Below are 18,472 nucleotides of genomic sequence, written 5' to 3' on the forward strand. Positions count from 1 at the left end.
GTTTAAAATTACGAATAAGAAATCAGATTACAGATTTTAACAAATAGAATTATTAAAATTATAACTTTTCGTACATTTACAAAAAGACCTAAAATGGAAAGCTTTAAAACGATCGCCGTATTCAATTATCTGCACGAAACCGTAGTTCTCAAACACTTACTAGAACAAGAAGGAATTCCTTATTTTTTCGAAAACGAAATGACGCTCTCTGTTATACCCCTTTACTCAAATGCGCTGGGCGGAATCAAGCTCAAAGTCCATCCAAACGATTTCGAAGAAGTTCAGCAAATTCTGGACAATCTCAACAATCCTCTCAAAATCGTCTAAAACAAAATCCAAAACAAACTCAAATCAGAATAAAATTCAAACTCAAATAAAATTTTTTCAATTTCAACTTTTTTAGTTTTCAACATATATTAAATACAACAAAAAAGAATTTTTAAAATTTAAAAAAAATTTGGTTGTTATTATAGCTTGTTAATATGTCGAATAATTTTTTTTTTGAAGCCATTGAAATCTCGTTTTACTTATTTATTCTGAGTTATCAACATAGTTATTTTTGGTTAAATGATTAATTTATAAGACTTTTTGTATTTTAATTAACAACGGTTGACAACCAAAATTGAATTGATTTTGTAGATAAGTTGATATGTTGATTTCTGTTGAAAATGGTATTTTTGATATTGATAACTTTTCCAAAAATTCACGAAACTTTTCTTGCATATTTAAATCCAGTTTTGGATTAAGCATTTTTTCGAAACAACCAAAAAAAACTTCTAATTTTCTTTTCGAACTTATTAACATTTTCTGTTAACTTAAAGTTAATTGAATATCAAGCAATTACAAACTCCTATTAACACCTCAAAATTTTAACAAATATTCTGTTTTTTCTTCATTGATTGTGAGATAGTTATATACTTATTAAAATTGTTAATAACCTATAAGATTTTGACAGTAAGATAGTTGCAAAACAAACGTTTTTGCTATGTTATATTGCGAATGTATACTAATTATAATTGTTTTGTTGATATAGTATTCAAAAAGAAAATAATTTGTGAAAATTGGTGTAATTCGTAGCATCCATTTATTAATTGAGTAAATTTGCATAACACAACTTAATAGTATAAAAAAAATGAAAATTTCGATAGGAAACGATCACGCAGGTCCAGAATATAAAAAAGCAATTGTTGAAATGCTTAAAGCTAGAGGATATGAAGTAACTAACTACGGTACAGATACTGATGCTTCTGTTGATTATCCAGATTTTGGGCATCCAGTGGCAAATGATATATCTGAAGGAAAAGCAGATTTTGGAATTGTAATCTGCGGAAGTGGTAACGGAATCGCAATGACTGTTAATAAACACCCGAAAGTAAGAGCTGGTTTATGCTGGACTAAAGAAATCGCGTATTTGACGCGTTTACACAACGATGCAAATATTGTGAGTATTCCAGCGAGATTCACATCGATTCATCAAGCTGTTGAAATTGTTGAAACTTTCTTGGATACAGCTTTTGAAGGCGGAAGACATCAAAATAGAGTGAATAAAATTGCTTGCGCATAAAAAGTCAAAAAAAAATTCGGTGCTTCGCACCTATTCATAATCACACCGGGCCAATTTTTAATTTGCTCGGTTTTTTATTTAAGTATTTATTATTCAGTGTTTTAAAATGTATTTTTTGAGTTATCAACAATGTTAATATCTACTTTTTATAGTTTAAATAAGCAATTATAAGTGCAGCTTGAATTGCTAAAATCACAACGAACTTTACAATAAAAGAAGTTTTGCTCGTTTTATGTCTAAATAGTAACATTGCTGTTAATAACCCCGGAGATCCACCGGTTAAAGCCATGAGAAACAATGTTTTTTCAGGAACACGTCGGTTATTTTTTCGGGCTTGAGATTTGTCATATCCCGCGAAAATAAAAACGAGAATGTTTATCAATAAAAAATATAATAATAAAATTTCCATAGGCTTAAAATTAGAAACAAAGATATTATTTTAGCCGAATGATTTACTATTTTGCAGAAACGTTTTAACAAGTAAATTATATCATTTTTAAGTAAGAAAATCATTTCATTAAAAGTATGACTAATATTCAATTTATTGCCAAGTCTGTTCAGGCGCCCGCAGTCAGTATTCAAAACACAGTAAAATTATTAGAGGAAGACTGTACGATTCCGTTTATTTCGCGATATCGAAAAGACGCAACAGGAAACCTTGATGAAACTGTAATTGAGCAGATTGCGAAACTTCAAAAAGATTATGATACACTTATAAAACGTAAAGAAGCGGTTTTAAAATCTATAGAAGAGCAAAAAGCGCTTACACCCGATTTGAAGAAAAAAATTGAAGACAGTTTTGATTTACAAGAAATTGAAGATTTTTACCTTCCATACAAAAAGAAGAAAAAAACAAAGGCAGATGTTGCGCGTGAATTCGGTTTAGAACCTTTGGCTAAACTGATTATATCTGAAAGTGATGCCGATATCGATTTTATTTCGACGCAATATATTAATGAGAATGTTATTAACGAAGAAGCGGCTATTCAAGGTGCAAGAGATATTGTAGCCGAATGGATTAACGAGAATATTTATGTTCGTAAACAATTAAGAAGATTGTTTCAGCGTAAAGCAACCATTGCTACAAAAGTGGTTAAAAAGAAAGCCGAAGAAGAAGGCGCAAAAAAATTCGATCAGTATTTTGATTGGGAAGAGCCTTTGACAAAAGCGCCAGCGCACCGTTTATTAGCAATGCTTCGTGCAGAAAACGAAGGTTTTATCAAAATGAAAATTGATGTTGATATCGACGATGCCTACGATGTTATTGACGAAATCATCATTAAAAAACAAAATAATTCAACAGCTCATTTGCAATTAGCAATTGAAGACAGTTATAAACGTTTACTGAATCCTGCAATTGGTAACGAAACTTTGCAAGAAGCAAAAGCAAAAGCTGATGCTAACTCGATTCAGGTTTTTGCTAATAATTTAGGTCAGTTGTTATTGGCTCCGCCGTTAGGAGAAAAACGTATTTTAGCAATTGACCCAGGATTTAGAAGTGGTTGTAAAGTAGTTTGCTTGGACGAAAAAGGAGATTTATTATACAACGAAACCATTTATCCGCACGCACCTCAAAACGAGGAAACTATGGCGATAAAGAAAATCCGTTCGATGGTAAATGCGTACCAAATTGATGCGATTTCTATCGGAAACGGAACAGCTTCGCGCGAAACGGAATTTTTCATCAAAAAAATCGCGTTTGACAAACCAATTCAAGTATTTGTGGTTTCTGAGGCAGGTGCTTCGGTATATTCGGCTTCAAAAATTGCGAGGGAAGAATTTCCGAATTATGATGTAACTGTTCGTGGTTCGGTTTCTATCGGAAGACGACTTTCAGATCCTTTGGCCGAATTGGTAAAAATCGACCCTAAAGCGATTGGAGTAGGACAGTATCAGCACGATGTTGACCAGACGAAACTTAAAGAAGAATTGGATAGCACCGTAATTCGTTGCGTAAACTCGGTTGGAATTAATATCAACACTGCTAGTAAACATTTACTAAGTTACGTAAGTGGAATCGGAGAGAAGCTTGCTGAAAATATTGTACAATACCGTTCTGAAAACGGACCTTTTGAAGACAGAAAACAGTTGAAAAAAGTGCCTCGTTTAGGAGACAAAGCGTATCAGCAGGGAGCGGCTTTTATTAGAATTACAAATGCTAAAAATCCGTTGGATAATTCGGCAGTGCATCCAGAGGCTTATCCGGTTGTTGAAAAGATGGCGAAGGATTTGAACATTTCTTTAAATGAATTAATTGCAAATAAAGAGAAAACAGCGCTTATTAAAGCTGAAAAGTATGTAACACCTGAAATTGGTTTACTTACGCTAAAAGATATCATAAAAGAGCTTGAAAAGCCGGGATTAGATCCAAGAAAATCGGCTAAGGTTTTTGAATTTGATGCCAACGTAAAATCAATCAAAGATTTGAAAACCGGAATGATTTTACCAGGTATTGTTAATAACATCACCAACTTTGGCTGTTTTGTTGACATTGGAATCAAAGAAAGCGGATTAGTTCACATTTCGCAATTGAAAGCTGGTTTTGTAAGTGATGTTAACGAAGTGGTGAAATTACATCAGCATGTTGATGTAAAAGTAACTGAGGTTGATGAAGATAGAAAGAGAATTCAGTTGACGATGGTTTTGTAAAAATTCCAATTTTTTTAAATTCCAAATTCCAAAAACTTCCGTAATCTTTTCATTTCGACCGAAGGGAGAAATCACAAAACTATTGAGAGTAGTTTCATTATAATCCATAAAAAAATCCCAGACTACATTGTAATCTGGGATTTTAATTTTTTCGAATTTATTATTTCGTTTCTTCCTCTTGTTTTTTAGAAGCAGCAGGTTGATCGTCTTTAGCAGCGTTTTTAAATTCCTTAATTCCACTTCCTAAACCTTTCATTAATTCTGGAATTTTTTTACCTCCAAAAAGTAATATCACAATACCTACGATAACAAGGATTTCTGTAAGACCTAATCTTCCCATGACTAATATATTTAATGCCGAAGCAAATTGTTTTTCTTAATTATTCCGCAAAGGTATATAGAAATATACGAAATAGAAGTATTTTTAGTTTAAAATATTTCGATTAGACCGCGTTAAATATTTTATAAAATCGTAAATTATAGGTCGTCATGAAATTTTTCGAACAAATTTCATGACGATTAATTACTATATTTGCTAGAATAAAGAAGCATAATGACTAAAACAAATAAAAGGAATTTTAGGAAAAAACTGTTCATTAAAAACCGATTAGTAATTTTAAATGAAGACACTTTTGAAGAGATATTTTCTTTTAGGCTTACTTTAATGAATGTCTTTGTAACGTTTACTTTAGGCGGAATATTTCTAATTTTGGTTACTACTTTCATTATTGCTTTTACGCCCCTTCGCGAATTTATTCCTGGATATTCTTCTACAGAACTGAAGCGAAACGCTACAAGACTAGCAATTAAATCGGATTCTTTAGAAACAGCTTTAAAACAGAATGAAATTTATATAAAAGGAATTCAAAAAGTTTTAAAAGGCGAATTAGAATATTCAAAATTTAATAAAGATTCTATATTAGCAGAATCGGTTGAAGATGCTTCAGATTTAAATATGAAAGCATCTGATGCTGAAATGAAACTGAGAGAAGATGTCGCTGAAACAGAAAAAGAACTGAAGGCAAAATCTCAAGACAAAAAGAAAAGTGATAAAAAATAATACCACTGAAAATGTCAATTAAGTCAATTGCGGCGAAAATTTTTGCCCGAAAAATATATAAACAAACGCTTAGATGGGCTGAAAAACCTGTTGAAACGCAACAAAAGGTTTTTAGAAGTCTGATTGAAAATGCTCAAGACACCGAATTTGGAAAAGATCATTATTTTAATCAAATAAAAACTTTTAAAGATTTTCAGAAACAAGTTCCTGTAAGAGATTACGAAGACTTAAAACCATACGTTGAAAAGGTTGTAAAAGGCGAAGCAGATATTTTATGGAAAGGAAAACCATTATATTTTGCTAAAACTTCGGGAACAACTTCGGGAGCGAAATTTATTCCGCTGACCAAAGAATCGATGCCTTATCATATAGAAGCGGCCCGAAATGCCATTCTGCATTATATTAACGAGACTGGAAAAGCAGATTTTGTTGACGGAAAAATGATCTTTTTGCAAGGTAGCCCAATCCTCACAGAAAAATACGGAATTAAATTTGGAAGACTTTCTGGAATTGTGGCGCATTTTGTTCCTAAATACCTGCAGAAAAACAGAATGCCATCTTGGGAAACCAATTGCATTGATGATTGGGAAACCAAAGTAGATGCCATTGTAGACGAAACCATAAAAGAAGACATGTCGGTTATCTCTGGAATTCCGTCTTGGGTACAGATGTATTTTGAACGTCTACAGCAAAAAAGCGAAGGGAAAAAGATTAGCGAGATATTCAAAAATTTTAATCTGTTTATTTACGGCGGAGTAAATTACGAGCCTTATCGAGCGAAATTTGAACAGATGATAGGTAAAAAAGTAGATAGCATTGAATTGTTTCCTGCCTCTGAAGGATTTTTTGCGTACCAAGATTCGCAGAAAGAAAAAGGAATGTTATTACTTTTGAATTCAGGAATTTTCTATGAGTTTATAAAAGCAGATGAATTTTTTAGTGAAAACCCGAAAGTATACACGATTGGTGAAGTTGAGGTAGGAGTAAACTATGTTTTGATTATCTCTACCAACGCAGGGCTTTGGCGTTATAATATTGGCGATACCGTTCAATTTACATCTTTGGCGCCGTATCGTGTTATAGTTTCAGGTCGTATTAAACATTATATTTCGGCGTTTGGAGAGCATGTTATTGCCAATGAGGTTGAAAATGCGATGAAAGAAGCCGTAAATTCAACTAATATAGTAATCAATGAATTTACTGTAGCTCCACAAATCACGCCTACCACCGGATTACCGTACCACGAATGGCTAATTGAATTTGAAAAAGAGCCTGAAAATATGGAAGTTTTTGCTGAAACGATTGACAGTTCAATGCGAAAGCAGAATATCTATTACGATGATTTAATTACCGGAAATGTTTTAAGAAAGGTAGTAATCACTAAAGTTTCTAAAAACGGATTTCAAGATTACATGAAATCGCAAGGAAAACTAGGAGGACAGAATAAGATTCCGAGATTATCAAATAATAGAGATATTGCAGATAATTTGAAGTAGGATTTAGCATTTTTAAAATCGCCGTCTAACAATTTGTTAAATGGAAATTTATTAAAGTTATATATATAATTCCTACTTTCGTTTATTGAAATATTGACATCTTCTTTACAAAAGAAGATGATTTTAAAATTAAAAAGACATGAAAGAAACTAAACATATATCAAGATCTAGAGCGCAAGAATCTTCTGCGGCGATAGAAAAAATGTACATTACAATGCGCCATTTATTCAACCGTGGTTTTTACAAACCAATGGGAGTTTCTGGCGATAGCTTACGCGAATCATTATTGGCTTTACGCCCAGAAATTTATGGAAACATTGCCGAAGAGAAAGTAGAACTAAACGGACTTTTGTACGTTATAGAACGTCTTCCAATTGGAATCGAGCAGTGCCGTTTTATTAATTTAACATCAGACGAAGGATATTCTAAATCGCATTTTCAGCCAATTGTTCCTCCAAAAAGAAGAAGAAATTGCTACAGAATCGATGAAGAACAAATGAATGTTGAAATCACTCGTGGACGTTCGGATATTTATGATATTTTGACGCATTTGACTTTCATTTTCATCGAATCTCATAAAATTAAAAACAGAGTTTTGATAGACGATGGAGGAGAAGTTTCGCGCGATTGGCAGAAATTAGAGCAATCTGTAATGCAAACCAAAAAGCTGACGCAGATTGAGAAAGAAAAAGCGATTTCTCACGTAGCAAACATTTTGGCTAGAACCTTCGAAGAAGTTTTAGATATTTATGATGCTTTTGGTTCTGAATCAGCGCCAGATCGTTTCTTGCACGTTATTTACTGGTTAGGAAAATTGGCAATCGAGGAAATTGTTGAAAACAATAAACGAACTATCACTTTTAGTCCTGTTTTACGTGAAAGATTAGGACATCACATTCACGGAGAAATTTGGGCAACAAATATTAAAGAAGTTTTAAAAGCAAACGATTTGCTGAAAAGACCAATTCACGTTATCAGTGCCAATATGCACAGTGTGATGAATTCGATTTTTGCAACACCTTTGCTGAAAACAAAATATAAAGGAAAAACAGATTTCTTTATTTATGAAGAATTAAGCGGTTCTGGTTCAAAAGAAATAAGAGGACAGGTTGAAGAACTGGCTTTAAAAAATGGAATGATTTCGTTGCCAGATTGTTCAGGAACCAATATCGATGTTCAGATTTTTGATACGGCTAAAATTGACTGGTCAAAAACAGCTTTTTCGCATGCAAATGTTGGTGAAGATAAACCAGTTATAATCGTAATGGATTATGCTTTTGGAGAACAAGCTTACGAGACTATCGACGAACTTTTAAAACCATTCAAAAAAGAAACTTTACTGAATGTAAAATCGGTTTCGATTATGGGTAAAGCTGGAATTCTGGAAGGAGGAAAAGGAGATATCATGATTCCGACGGCACATATTAACGAAGGAACAGCAGATAATTATTTCTTCGAAAACGAACTAACAGGCGCAATGTTCGAAGGAAATGATATAGATATTTATGAAGGAGCAATGGTTACCGTTTTAGGAACTTCATTGCAAAACAGAGATTTATTGAAATTCTTCCACGAATCTACTTGGGGTGTAATTGGTCTTGAAATGGAAGGATCATATTACCAAAAAGCGATTCAGTCGGCATCAAAAATTAGAAAAAGCGTTCCGCATGATATCAAAGTTCGTTACGCTTATTATGCATCAGATAATCCTTTGGAAACAGGAAGCACGCTGGCTTCAGGTGGATTAGGAACAACTGGTGTAAAACCAACTTATTTGATTACTATTAAAATTTTAGAGCAGATTTTTAATATAAAATAACACTTTAAATGAGTACAAAAGTACCTCAGAATACAGAAGATCAAGAGATTGATTTGGCTCAGATTTCAAAAAAAATCGGCATTTTTTTTGACCGAGTTAGTACTTCTATTTTTAAAAGTATTCAATTTTTTGTAAAGAATTGGGTTACTGTCCTTATTTTAATTGTTGTGGGTTTTGGGACAGGATTTTTATTAGAAAGCTATAAAAAAAACTATCAGCATCAAATTATTGTGGCACCAAATTTTGGGAGTACAGATTATCTGTATTCTAAAATCGAGTTAATTGATGCTAAGATTAAGGAAGGAGATACTTTATTTTTAAAAAATATAGTGGGAATCCAAAATCCTGATAACTTGAAAAAGATCGAAATTGAACCAATTGCAGATGTATACAATTTTATTAACAATAAACCAGAAAATTTTGAATTGATAAAATTAATGGCCGAAGACGGGGACATTAAAAAAGTGCTTCAGGAAAATATAACAAGTAAAAATTATACGTATCAAACTATAGTTTTAACAACAAAAAACAAAACATCTGAAGAAAAGCTGGTTAAACCATTTTTGAAATATTTTAATGCATCTGATTATTATAGTAAAATCCAAAAAGAGTCGTATGAAAATATTCAGCTAAAAATGAGAAAAAATGATACGATTATTAAACAAATTGATGGTCTTTTAGATAACTTTTCGAAATCAACAAATAGCGGTGCTAAAAATGATAAATTGGTGTATTACAATGAAAATACTCAATTAAATGATATTATTAAAACAAAAGAAACATTAATTAATGAGCAGGCAAATCATAAAATAGAATTGATCGCTTATGACAAAATAATTAAAGAAAGCAGTATTACAACTAATATAGAGTATGAAAAAATTACAGAAAAGTATTTGAAATTTATCTTGCCAGTTTTATTTGTTTTACTTTTTATATTTTATAGATCTTTTATGTCATTTTATAGAAGGCAAAACAGTCTTTTGAGTAATTAATTTTTTACTATTATTTAAATCAAAAAAAATTACATTTGTCAAAATTTTAAGATAATGAACAAGAAAAACATTTTAATAAACTTACTTGCAATTGTATGTTTTATTTCTTGCAAAAATAAGGAGGTGCAGGAGCCTGTTGAGGAAGTTAAAGCAAATACTTTTAATGTTATTGTTGATTTGAATATTCAAAAAGATGACGAATTGATTCTTTTTTACAAAGATGCGTCTATTGCTTATTTTGATGCAAAAAACACAGTGTATTATGGTGTAAAAGGAAAAGCAGAAGCGCAAACAATTACGTTTAGTATACCTGAAGGAATTTTGCCAAATGATATTCGTTTTGATATTAGTTCAAAAAAAGAACAACAGCCAATCAAAATTAATTCAATTGCTTTAAGTTATAATGGTAAAATTTTTAAAGTAGAACAGCAAGATTTATTAAAATATTTTACTCCAAATGAATTTATAAATTTTGATGCTGCAACTGGAACAGCTTCTTTTACAGAAAAAGAAGGTAATTATGATCCAATTTTTAATACAAAGCCAGCAATATATGTTGAGCTTGAAAAACTTGAAGGGAAACAGTTATAAGTTCTAGATAGATAATTATAAATTAAAATATAGAGGTTAATTCATTTTTTATGAATTAACCTTTTTAATATAAAGAAAGTATTGATATTTATTTTACGAAAATATTTTTTTCAGCATGCCTCTTTAATAGTGCTAATGTTTGGAGCTTTAAGTTTTTTTGCTTCAAATATTATTATGAAGGAAATTCTGAGCGCTGAGACGTATGGATATTTATCTGTTTTTGTTACTTATTTTTCATTTATATATGTTTTCGGAATTTTTGGAACTGAGCAAGTTTTTATTCGTTTTTCAAGAGTCGAAAACAAAAATGAGATTTTGACTCAAAAATCAATACTTTATTTAATTCTATTTTTTGCTCTTTTTTCTTCGGTAACGGGGACAATTTTATTTAGAAATTTATATCCAGAAATACAGCTTAATTTCTTTGTTTTAATTTTAGTAAGTTTAAGTATAATTGGTTCTACTTTTTTGGTATCAACATTTCGATTAAATTCAAATTTTGTGTTATCACAGTTATTATCAAATGTTTGGAAGATTGCAATGTTTTTGCTGGCAATCTTTTTTTTGATATACAAATACTCAGATCTTTCTTTATTTTTACTTTTAGTTTCTCTTATTACTATATCCTGCTTTTTTTTCTTTCTTTTTTATATTTTAAAAAAAATAAAATTCGAGTTTAATTCGATAATATCAAACAATAGAATGTTAGAATCTTCTTTTCATTTTTTTGTTTCAATTTCATCTTTTTCACTTATTGTTTTTGCAGATCGCTTTATTGTAGAACATAAATATAGTTTTGAGCAGTTTGGTAATTTCTTTTATTTAACAAGCTTTTTTTTGTCACCTTTTTCTATTTTACAGAATTATATTGGATTTAAACAGTTAATTTTTTTCAAAAACAATTTCACGATATCTTATTTTTTAAAATTTAGAAAGAAAGTCATTTTATTGGGATTTTTAATGGCTTTAGCATTGTGTTGTGTTACTTTTTTTCTGAGCTATTTCAAATGGCTAAGTTTTCCTTTTGACGAATATTTAAGCGTAATTGCGATGTTTTTAATTTCGGGTATAATAAGATTATATTCTTCGTCGATAAGTTCTGCTTTTGAGGCAAAAACATCAATAGAAACTTTAAGAAAATCAAACTTGATAATAGTTTTGATAACAATAGTAATTTTATTGTTTACTTTTATTTTCGTTAATGCTATAGAAATAATAATTCTTAATATGACACTCATTTGGTTGCTAAGAAGCATTATTTGTAAAAAGCTATTACTTAATCAAATAAAAAATGATGAGTAAATGAAAATACCATTATCAAAAATATATCTGTTTTTTTTCTTTCTCGGACTTTTCTTTTTTTCATTTAATGAATATCAAGGGCTTTCTTTTTTGGGAGAATTTAAAACAGAATCTGGAGCACTTTTTTTTCTTTTAGGTTTTTTACTATTAGGTATTGAATCTATTGCAAAAGGTAAAATTTCAATTCCTTATAAAAGCACTATCTTCCAAATACTTGTCTTTTTTTTAATATGGTGTTTCATAACTACTGTTTTAAATGCAAATACCGTTGTCTCAAATTATTTTAAACACACTAGCGGAATTAACCGTTTTGTGAGACAATATTTTTCAATGATATTATCCTGCGTTGTTTTCTTTTTATTTTATTGGAATGTAATCTATAAAATGAAGACCATTGATATTCTTTTAAAAATAAGAAAGGTATTTCTACTTTCATTAATTATAGCTTTTACATACGGGTTTTTTGAAGTCTTAGTTGTAGTTTTTGGTTTCGGAAAACTATATTCAGTTTTAAAACTATTCGATTTTTTCCCCTTTCTAGAAGTGTCTCTTCAAACAGGAGGAAGGATTTCGTCCATTGCTTATGAACCGCCATTTTTAGCTATTTACCTTATTACTATTTCTGGTTGGATGTTTAGTTATATACTTACAGAAAAAGGCCTAGTAAAATTTTTGCCAGCTTTTGCTGTTTTATTTCTTACTTATTTTTCAGGATCACGAACAGGACTTATAGTTGTTCTTTTTCAAGTATGTATATTTTGTGTTTTCTTATATCGAGATCCGCGTTTTAAATCTTATCTTTTAAAATCATTCCTTGCGTTTACTATTGTATTTTGTTTTTTGCTTCTTTTGAATGGAACTAAAATTGTTAACGCCATAGGAGATAAAATAGATTCGCTGGATTTTAGAAAAAATCTAACTAAAAACGTATCCAATCAATCTCGATTTGGAATGCAATATGCTGCTTTACAAGTTTTTAGTAAAAATCCGATTATTGGTGTTGGGTTTGGACAGCAAGGGTATCATGTTCGAACACATTACCCAAGTTGGGCAACAAGAAATAATTATGAATTTGAATTACTGTATAAAAATAAAAACGAAAAATCATTTCCGCCAGGTTATAATATTTACACCAGATTGCTCGCAGAGACAGGATTAATTGGCTTTAGTTTATTTTTAATGCTTATTTTTTTCTCTTTGGTTGAGGTTAGAAAACTAATGAAAACTGCCAAAGATGAAGATAAAATTCTATTAATAATCATTTTGATATCTCTTTCAGGGCTATATGTAAACTGGTTGCAAATAGATACTTTTAGAATGTATGGTGTTTGGTTAAGTTTGGCTATTTTGATAAGAATGAGATACAAACCATTAAAATTTAAAGATGAATAAAATTCTTGTTTTAATTCCATATTATAATAATATAGAAGGATTATTAAAGTCTTTAAGGTCAATAGATCCTGATGAAGAATCAGATGTGCTAATTGTTGATGATGGAAGTGCAATTAAGCTAAATGAAGATTTAGTTTATGAAAGTTTTAAAGCAAAGGGAAAAGTTTTTTTTAAGATTTTAGAAAAAAATGGAGGAATAGAATCAGCATTAAACCAAGGGTTAGAAATAGCTCAAGCTAAAAAATATGAATATATTGCAAGATTAGATTGTGGTGATATTTGTTTAGGAAAAAGATTTCAGATTCAGCACCAATTTTTAAAAGAAAATCTCGAAATTAAAATTGTTGGTACAAATGTATTGGCTGTAGATTGCGATGACAAATTTTTATATGCAATTAACCTTCCATTACATCATGAAGAAATAGAAAAAAAAATGTACTTCAATTCGATGCTCATACATCCTGCTGTAATGTTTTGCACGTCAATAATTGAAACAATTGGATATTATCCTACTCATTATAAATCTGCTGAAGATTATGCTTTCTTTTTTGCTATTCTAAAAAAGCATAAGATGGCAAATATAAAAGAGTACTTGACCCAAATTGAAATTAATGAAAAAGGGATTTCTTTGCAAAAAAGACAGCAGCAGGTAAAAAGCAGAATTCAAATCATAAAAGACAATTTTTATTTCGGATGGTATCCAATCTATGGTCTTTTTAGAAATTATATACTCCTTATTTTGCCATATAATATAATTTTAGCGATTAAAAAAATGAAGAAAAATGCTTAATATATTAAAAAAGAACGGTTTTGAATACCTTGCTTATGGTTTAATATTGTCGCTTTTTTTTTCAAAAGCGATTCCTAATATTATTTTAGCGGTTTTATCTTTATGGACAATTATTGATTTTAGATCAATTCAAAAACCAAAATTTAGGTTTTCTTCTAGCAATTTTTTATTAGCAATATTAATTTTTTTAAGTTTTAAGTCGCTTCTCTTCGGAACTATAATTTATGATTTGAAAGTTTATAAAGGATTATTATTAATCTTTTGGCTTTCAATCGTTTTTCAGAGAATTAAATCTACAGATAAGTTAAAGACAGTTATTTTATGTGCAATAACTCTTGTCGTTGTAAGCTCACTTTTTTTAATTGCTTTGTATTATTTTAAAAACAAAAATCTTCCTTTTTCAAATACAGCTGAGGTTAATCAATTGTTGTTATTGGAGCGTCCCTATATTGGATTTATTGCTGTTTTGGGAATTTTTCTCGCTATTGAAAAAGCAATTTCAGATCCACCTTTAAAAAAGGTATGGATTATTAATGGATTAATATTATTTCTATTTATAGTTTTAATTTCGGCAAGAATTTCCATTATAACAATATTCCTATTAGCAACAGTTTATCTAATGTTTTATTTTAAAATTAGTAAATTGAAAAAGGCTCTTGTTTTAATAAGTTTAGCCATTGGATTTGTACTTTTAATTTTTATTAATAAAAATATATCTGAGCGTTTTTTTATAAAAAGTAATTTTTCAGAGTCTTTGAAGACAGCATCAGATTATGAACCAAGAATCGTGATTTGGGATTGTGCCTATCAAATGACAAAAGAAAGTGATTTTAAAATTTTAATTGGATTTGAAGGTTATCAAAGAATAGGAGAACTTTTTTTGAATTGTTATTCCTCAAAGATTGAAAATGAATCAAAACGAGAATATTTTTTATCAGAGAAATTTAATTCGCATAACCAGTTTATCGATTTCTATTTAATTGGAGGAATTACAACTTTTTTATTGTTTGTTGTTTTCTTTGTAAAATTAATATCTGAATCTAAATCTGATTTTTTCAAAGTAGCAACAGTAGTTTCGTTCTTACTTTTTTTTATAGTAGAAAATATATTTTATAGACAATTTGGATGTTATTTGTTTGGTATATTTATACTAATTTTGGCCCATAATAAAATAAATGAAGAAAATTAAAATTGCTCATATTCTACATTCAGTTGGAGGAGTTGATGTCTCTTTGAGACAGATACTTCACAATTTGGATAATAAGACTTTTGAGAATATTGTAATTCATGGGGATTCGGACACTATAAATGGGTTTGTAGATAAAGATGCTAAACCAATTGTAGATTATAAGCTTCCAATTTACAGAGAAATATCTTTTAAAAGTGATTTTCAGGCAATTTTAAAGACCTGGAAAATCATTCGTAAAGAACAACCAGACTTGATACATTCACATAGTACAAAAGGTGGTGTTACAGGGAGAATAGTTGGTTTTTTAACAGGAACAAAAGTTTTGCACACACCACAAGCGTTTTCTTTTTTGAGTGCGGAAAGTAAAATTAAAAAAGTATTTTTTTTAATAATTGAAAAAGTGCTTTCAAAAGGGAGAACAATTTTATTAGCCTCTTCTCAATCTGAGCTAAATAGAGCGATAAATGAAGTTGGTTTTCCAAAATCAAAAACCAATCTTTTTAATAATGCTATAGAACCAATTGAAAAGATTTTTGATTTATCAATACCTAAAACATGGCCAGACCAATATCTTTGTACGGTTGGAAGACCTTGTTATCAAAAAAACATAGAAGAATTAATTGAAGTTTTATATAAAGTCAATAAGTCAATAGATGTTCATTTGGTAATTTTAGGTTTAGGACATCATGCAGATCATATTAAACAAGTTGAAGATCTAATAGATAAACTAGGTTTAAAAAATAAAGTGACATTATTGAGTTGGACTTCAAGAGAAGATGTTTTAAATATTATAAGTGAATCAAAACTATATCTTTCTACTGCACGATATGAGGGATTGCCTTATTCTGTGATTGAAAGTTTAGCATTATCAATTCCAGGCGTAGTTTCTGATTGTGACGGCAACCGAGATCTAATCATAAATGGATTTAATGGTTACTGTATTAAAGAAAACAATACGGAAGAATTCAGTCAAAAAATAATTGAATTACTTCAAAATGAAAATAAATATCTAGAATTCTCAAAAAATGCCAAGGAGACTTTTGAAAAGAACCATAATATTTATCAAAAAATAAATGATCTCGAAAGTATTTACAAAGCACAATTAAATTAACATGAAAAGAATACTTATTACTGGAGCTGCAGGATTTTTAGGATCGCATTTATGTGACAGATTTATTAAAGAAGGTTATTTTGTAATTGGAATGGATAATCTAATCACAGGAGATCTTAAAAATATTGAGCATTTATTCAAACTGGAAAATTTTGAGTTTTATCATCATGATATTACCAAATTTGTTCACGTTCCTGGTGATTTAGATTATATACTGCATTTTGCTTCACCGGCAAGTCCGATCGATTATTTAAAAATCCCGATTCAAACTCTTAAAGTAGGATCTTTAGGAACGCATAATTTATTAGGATTGGCGCGAGTTAAAAAAGCAAGAATTTTGATTGCATCAACTTCTGAAGTTTATGGAGATCCTTTAGTGCATCCACAGACAGAAGAATATTACGGAAATGTAAATACAATTGGTCCTCGAGGCGTTTATGATGAAGCAAAACGTTTTCAGGAATCAATAACAATGGCATATCATACTTTTCATGGCGTAGAAACTAGAATCGTGCGTATTTTTAATACTTACGGTCCAAGAATGCGATTAAACGACGGACGTGTAATTCCTGCATTTATTGGACAAGCATTACGCGGAGAAGATTTAACTATTTTCGGAGACGGAATGCAAACTCGTTCTTTCTGTTATGTTGACGATCAAGTTGAGGGGATTTACAGATTACTGCACTCAGATTACGTTTATCCAGTAAATATTGGAAATCCAGACGAAATCACAATCAAAGATTTTGCGGAAGAAATCATAAAACTGACAGGAACAAGTCAGAAAGTGGTTTATCATCCGCTGCCAATAAACGATCCATTGCAGCGTCAGCCAGATACAACAAAAGCAAAAGAATTGTTGGGTTGGGAAGCTAAAGTGAGCCGTGCTGAAGGTATGAAAATCACGTATGAGTATTTCAAATCATTATCTCCAGAAGAACTGGCAAAAGAAGAACATAAAGACTTTTCAAACTATATAAAATAAATTAAGATTCTGAAAGAATAAATCTAATGAACGATTTAGTATCTATTTTAACACCAACATACAATACTGAAAAGTTCATTAGAGCGACTATCGAATCAGTTCAAAATCAGACCTATCAAAATTGGGAAATGATTCTGATTGATGATGCTTCTACAGACGGAACAGTTTCTGTTATAGAAGAATTTGTCCAAAATGATAGCAGAATAAAATTATTCAAATTATCCAAAAATTCAGGAAATGGTTTTGCCCGAAATGAAGCTTTAGAAAAAGCTTCCGGAAAATACATTGCCTATCTCGATGCCGATGATATATGGTTTTCGGATAAATTGGAAAAACAGATTCAGTTTTTAAAAGCAAATAATCAGCCATTTACTTTTAGTTATTACGATTCTATTGATGAAGAAGGAAATAGTTTAAACAGAAGAGTTGAATCACCAAATCCTTTAACTTACAAAGAATTGTTTTTCTGTAATTACGTTGGTAATCTTACGGCTATTTACGATGCTGAATATTTTGGAAAAATCAAATTAGAATCTTCAGAAAAGAGACAAGATTGGAGAATATGGCTTACCATTTTAAAACAAATAAAAACGGCAAAAGCGGTTCCAGAAAGTCTGGCTTTTTATAGAATTCGAAAAGATTCTATTTCATCTTCAAAATTTAAATTGATAAAACACAATTTTGGGGTTTATCGCGATTTTCACGGGTACAATCTCATTTTTTCTGTTTTATTAATGATGAGGTTCTTATTTACTCAGTTGATAATCAAACCAAAGTATATAAAGAAGATTTAAAATTCAACTTGAAGTCGCAAATTGCGACTTCAAGTTTCAAGGTCACAATTTGTGACCTTGAAGAATTTAGTATAGAATTGGAGGTCGCAACTTGCGACCTCCAATTTTTTTAAAGCACGTTTCGATTTCTAAGGTCGAAATTTGCGGCCTTAAAGAATTTCATTTAGAATTTAAGATCACAATTTGTGATCTTAAAGAATCATTTTTTATAACCAATCTTCGCTCGTTCAGACTCATTTTCTTTCTTTTCAGTTAATTCATCCAAATAAGAAAATACCAATTCAATATTTTTATCATGATTTTCTAACTTCTTCTGAATCTGAAGTATATCAACTTTAATTTCAGTTGTATCTAGAAGCATTTGTCTTACTTTCGTAAAAATCCTCATGATTTGAATGTTTGTCTGAATCGCTTTGTCGCTTTTTAGGATACTTGAAAGCATTAAAATTCCATGTTCAGTGAATGCAAAAGGAAATATTCGAGTTCCTCCCCAACTTGAGGTCACAATTTGTGACCTCAAGTTTTCAAATTCATTTTGAGACAACTCAAACATAAAATCATCAGGAAATCTTGAAATATTCCTTTTCACAGATTGTTTAAGAACTTTGGTTTCTATTCCATAAAGCAAAGCCAAATCACGATCAAGCATCACTTTTTGACCACGGATAAAATATATTTTATTAGAAATTGTTTCTTCAGCAAGTAAAGATTGATCTTTCATGAGTTTTTAATTTAACA

At 30.2% G+C, this 18,472-nt stretch carries 18 protein-coding genes; 15 read left to right on the plus strand and 3 right to left on the minus strand.

Going from position 1 to position 18,472, the window contains the following annotated elements; translation table 11 throughout:
- Positions 1-93: 93 nt before the first annotated feature.
- Both PQ463_RS17980 and rpiB read left to right on the plus strand, forming a co-directional pair.
- Positions 94-327: a putative signal transducing protein gene (locus tag PQ463_RS17980; RefSeq protein WP_111378735.1), complete on the plus strand. Its 234-nt coding sequence runs from the start codon at positions 94-96 to the stop codon at positions 325-327.
- Positions 328-1,132: 805 nt separating this feature from the next.
- Positions 1,133-1,564, plus strand: a complete 432-nt coding sequence (rpiB, locus tag PQ463_RS17985; RefSeq protein WP_132988251.1) for a ribose 5-phosphate isomerase B — start codon at positions 1,133-1,135, stop codon at positions 1,562-1,564.
- Between the two features lie 139 nt (positions 1,565-1,703).
- On the opposite strand, the gene PQ463_RS17990 is transcribed toward rpiB, so the two are convergent.
- Positions 1,704-1,973, minus strand: coding sequence for a DUF1294 domain-containing protein (locus tag PQ463_RS17990; RefSeq protein ID WP_274254852.1), 270 nt, complete (start codon positions 1,971-1,973; stop codon positions 1,704-1,706).
- Between the two features lie 116 nt (positions 1,974-2,089).
- On the opposite strand from PQ463_RS17990, the gene PQ463_RS17995 reads away from it, so the two are divergent.
- A complete protein-coding gene (locus PQ463_RS17995) occupies positions 2,090-4,213 on the plus strand; it encodes a Tex family protein (RefSeq protein ID WP_274254853.1) in 2,124 nt (707 codons plus the stop codon).
- Positions 4,214-4,373: 160 nt separating this feature from the next.
- Here the strand turns inward: PQ463_RS17995 and PQ463_RS18000 are convergent, their stop codons facing one another.
- On the minus strand, positions 4,374-4,553 hold the full coding sequence (locus tag PQ463_RS18000) for a Sec-independent protein translocase subunit TatA/TatB (RefSeq protein WP_008465789.1): 180 nt from the start codon (positions 4,551-4,553) through the stop codon (positions 4,374-4,376).
- 213 nt (positions 4,554-4,766) lie between these two features.
- Here PQ463_RS18000 and PQ463_RS18005 point away from each other — a divergent pair, with 213 nt between their 5' ends.
- The 12 genes from PQ463_RS18005 (at position 4,767) to PQ463_RS18060 (ending at position 17,734) form a co-directional block, all read left to right on the plus strand.
- The gene (locus tag PQ463_RS18005; protein ID WP_274254855.1) at positions 4,767-5,273 is read left to right on the plus strand and encodes a peptidase; all 507 of its coding nucleotides are present in this window, start codon (positions 4,767-4,769) and stop codon (positions 5,271-5,273) included.
- A gap of 11 nt (positions 5,274-5,284) precedes the next feature.
- Positions 5,285-6,769 carry a GH3 auxin-responsive promoter family protein gene (locus PQ463_RS18010; protein ID WP_274254856.1) on the plus strand — a complete coding sequence of 495 codons (1,485 nt, stop codon included), beginning with the start codon at positions 5,285-5,287 and terminating at the stop codon, positions 6,767-6,769.
- A 139-nt stretch (positions 6,770-6,908) separates the two neighbouring features.
- A complete protein-coding gene (locus PQ463_RS18015) occupies positions 6,909-8,588 on the plus strand; it encodes a DUF6909 family protein (RefSeq protein ID WP_274254857.1) in 1,680 nt (559 codons plus the stop codon).
- A gap of 8 nt (positions 8,589-8,596) precedes the next feature.
- Positions 8,597-9,580, plus strand: coding sequence for a hypothetical protein (locus PQ463_RS18020; RefSeq protein WP_274254859.1), 984 nt, complete (start codon positions 8,597-8,599; stop codon positions 9,578-9,580).
- Between the two features lie 54 nt (positions 9,581-9,634).
- A complete protein-coding gene (locus PQ463_RS18025) occupies positions 9,635-10,171 on the plus strand; it encodes a hypothetical protein (protein ID WP_274254860.1) in 537 nt (178 codons plus the stop codon).
- Positions 10,172-10,306: 135 nt separating this feature from the next.
- A complete protein-coding gene (locus tag PQ463_RS18030) occupies positions 10,307-11,473 on the plus strand; it encodes a hypothetical protein (protein WP_274254861.1) in 1,167 nt (388 codons plus the stop codon).
- Complete coding sequence (locus PQ463_RS18035; protein WP_274254862.1) at positions 11,474-12,865, plus strand: O-antigen ligase family protein; 1,392 nt, start codon at positions 11,474-11,476, stop codon at positions 12,863-12,865.
- Positions 12,858-13,655, plus strand: a complete 798-nt coding sequence (locus PQ463_RS18040; RefSeq protein WP_274254864.1) for a glycosyltransferase — start codon at positions 12,858-12,860, stop codon at positions 13,653-13,655. The genes PQ463_RS18035 and PQ463_RS18040 overlap by 8 nt, the downstream gene beginning before the upstream one ends.
- Positions 13,648-14,844, plus strand: coding sequence for an O-antigen ligase family protein (locus PQ463_RS18045; RefSeq protein WP_274254865.1), 1,197 nt, complete (start codon positions 13,648-13,650; stop codon positions 14,842-14,844). The genes PQ463_RS18040 and PQ463_RS18045 overlap by 8 nt, the downstream gene beginning before the upstream one ends.
- Positions 14,831-15,955, plus strand: a complete 1,125-nt coding sequence (locus PQ463_RS18050; RefSeq protein WP_274254866.1) for a glycosyltransferase — start codon at positions 14,831-14,833, stop codon at positions 15,953-15,955. Before PQ463_RS18045 ends, PQ463_RS18050 begins: the two co-directional genes overlap by 14 nt.
- A 1-nt stretch (position 15,956) precedes the next feature.
- On the plus strand, positions 15,957-16,940 hold the full coding sequence (locus tag PQ463_RS18055; protein ID WP_274254867.1) for a UDP-glucuronic acid decarboxylase family protein: 984 nt from the start codon (positions 15,957-15,959) through the stop codon (positions 16,938-16,940).
- A 26-nt stretch (positions 16,941-16,966) separates the two neighbouring features.
- Complete coding sequence (locus PQ463_RS18060) at positions 16,967-17,734, plus strand: glycosyltransferase family 2 protein (protein WP_274254868.1); 768 nt, start codon at positions 16,967-16,969, stop codon at positions 17,732-17,734.
- 199 nt (positions 17,735-17,933) lie between these two features.
- Here the strand turns inward: PQ463_RS18060 and PQ463_RS18065 are convergent, their stop codons facing one another.
- Positions 17,934-18,455, minus strand: a complete 522-nt coding sequence (locus tag PQ463_RS18065) for an ORF6N domain-containing protein (RefSeq protein ID WP_274254869.1) — start codon at positions 18,453-18,455, stop codon at positions 17,934-17,936.
- Positions 18,456-18,472: the final 17 nt, after the last annotated feature.

The organism is Flavobacterium sp. KACC 22763 (assembly GCF_028736155.1).
Taxonomy (GTDB): Bacteria; Bacteroidota; Bacteroidia; order Flavobacteriales; family Flavobacteriaceae; genus Flavobacterium.

What these genes read in the sequence shown, in the direction of transcription:
- PQ463_RS18045 (WP_274254865.1), top strand. Translation starts at nt 13,648, where the DNA reads ATGCTTAATATATTAAAAAAGAACGGTTTTGAATACCTTGCTTATGGT.
- PQ463_RS17980 (WP_111378735.1), top strand. Translation starts at nt 94, where the DNA reads ATGGAAAGCTTTAAAACGATCGCCGTATTCAATTATCTGCACGAAACC.
- PQ463_RS18020 (WP_274254859.1), top strand. Translation starts at nt 8,597, where the DNA reads ATGAGTACAAAAGTACCTCAGAATACAGAAGATCAAGAGATTGATTTG.
- PQ463_RS18050 (WP_274254866.1), top strand. Translation starts at nt 14,831, where the DNA reads ATGAAGAAAATTAAAATTGCTCATATTCTACATTCAGTTGGAGGAGTT.
- PQ463_RS18055 (WP_274254867.1), top strand. Translation starts at nt 15,957, where the DNA reads ATGAAAAGAATACTTATTACTGGAGCTGCAGGATTTTTAGGATCGCAT.
- rpiB (WP_132988251.1), top strand. Translation starts at nt 1,133, where the DNA reads ATGAAAATTTCGATAGGAAACGATCACGCAGGTCCAGAATATAAAAAA.
- PQ463_RS18015 (WP_274254857.1), top strand. Translation starts at nt 6,909, where the DNA reads ATGAAAGAAACTAAACATATATCAAGATCTAGAGCGCAAGAATCTTCT.
- PQ463_RS18040 (WP_274254864.1), top strand. Translation starts at nt 12,858, where the DNA reads ATGAATAAAATTCTTGTTTTAATTCCATATTATAATAATATAGAAGGA.
- PQ463_RS18035 (WP_274254862.1), top strand. Translation starts at nt 11,474, where the DNA reads ATGAAAATACCATTATCAAAAATATATCTGTTTTTTTTCTTTCTCGGA.
- PQ463_RS18025 (WP_274254860.1), top strand. Translation starts at nt 9,635, where the DNA reads ATGAACAAGAAAAACATTTTAATAAACTTACTTGCAATTGTATGTTTT.
- PQ463_RS18000 (WP_008465789.1), bottom strand. Translation starts at nt 4,553, where the DNA reads ATGGGAAGATTAGGTCTTACAGAAATCCTTGTTATCGTAGGTATTGTG.
- PQ463_RS17995 (WP_274254853.1), top strand. Translation starts at nt 2,090, where the DNA reads ATGACTAATATTCAATTTATTGCCAAGTCTGTTCAGGCGCCCGCAGTC.
- PQ463_RS18060 (WP_274254868.1), top strand. Translation starts at nt 16,967, where the DNA reads ATGAACGATTTAGTATCTATTTTAACACCAACATACAATACTGAAAAG.
- PQ463_RS18005 (WP_274254855.1), top strand. Translation starts at nt 4,767, where the DNA reads ATGACTAAAACAAATAAAAGGAATTTTAGGAAAAAACTGTTCATTAAA.
- PQ463_RS18065 (WP_274254869.1), bottom strand. Translation starts at nt 18,455, where the DNA reads ATGAAAGATCAATCTTTACTTGCTGAAGAAACAATTTCTAATAAAATA.
- PQ463_RS18010 (WP_274254856.1), top strand. Translation starts at nt 5,285, where the DNA reads ATGTCAATTAAGTCAATTGCGGCGAAAATTTTTGCCCGAAAAATATAT.
- PQ463_RS18030 (WP_274254861.1), top strand. Translation starts at nt 10,307, where the DNA reads ATGTTTGGAGCTTTAAGTTTTTTTGCTTCAAATATTATTATGAAGGAA.
- PQ463_RS17990 (WP_274254852.1), bottom strand. Translation starts at nt 1,973, where the DNA reads ATGGAAATTTTATTATTATATTTTTTATTGATAAACATTCTCGTTTTT.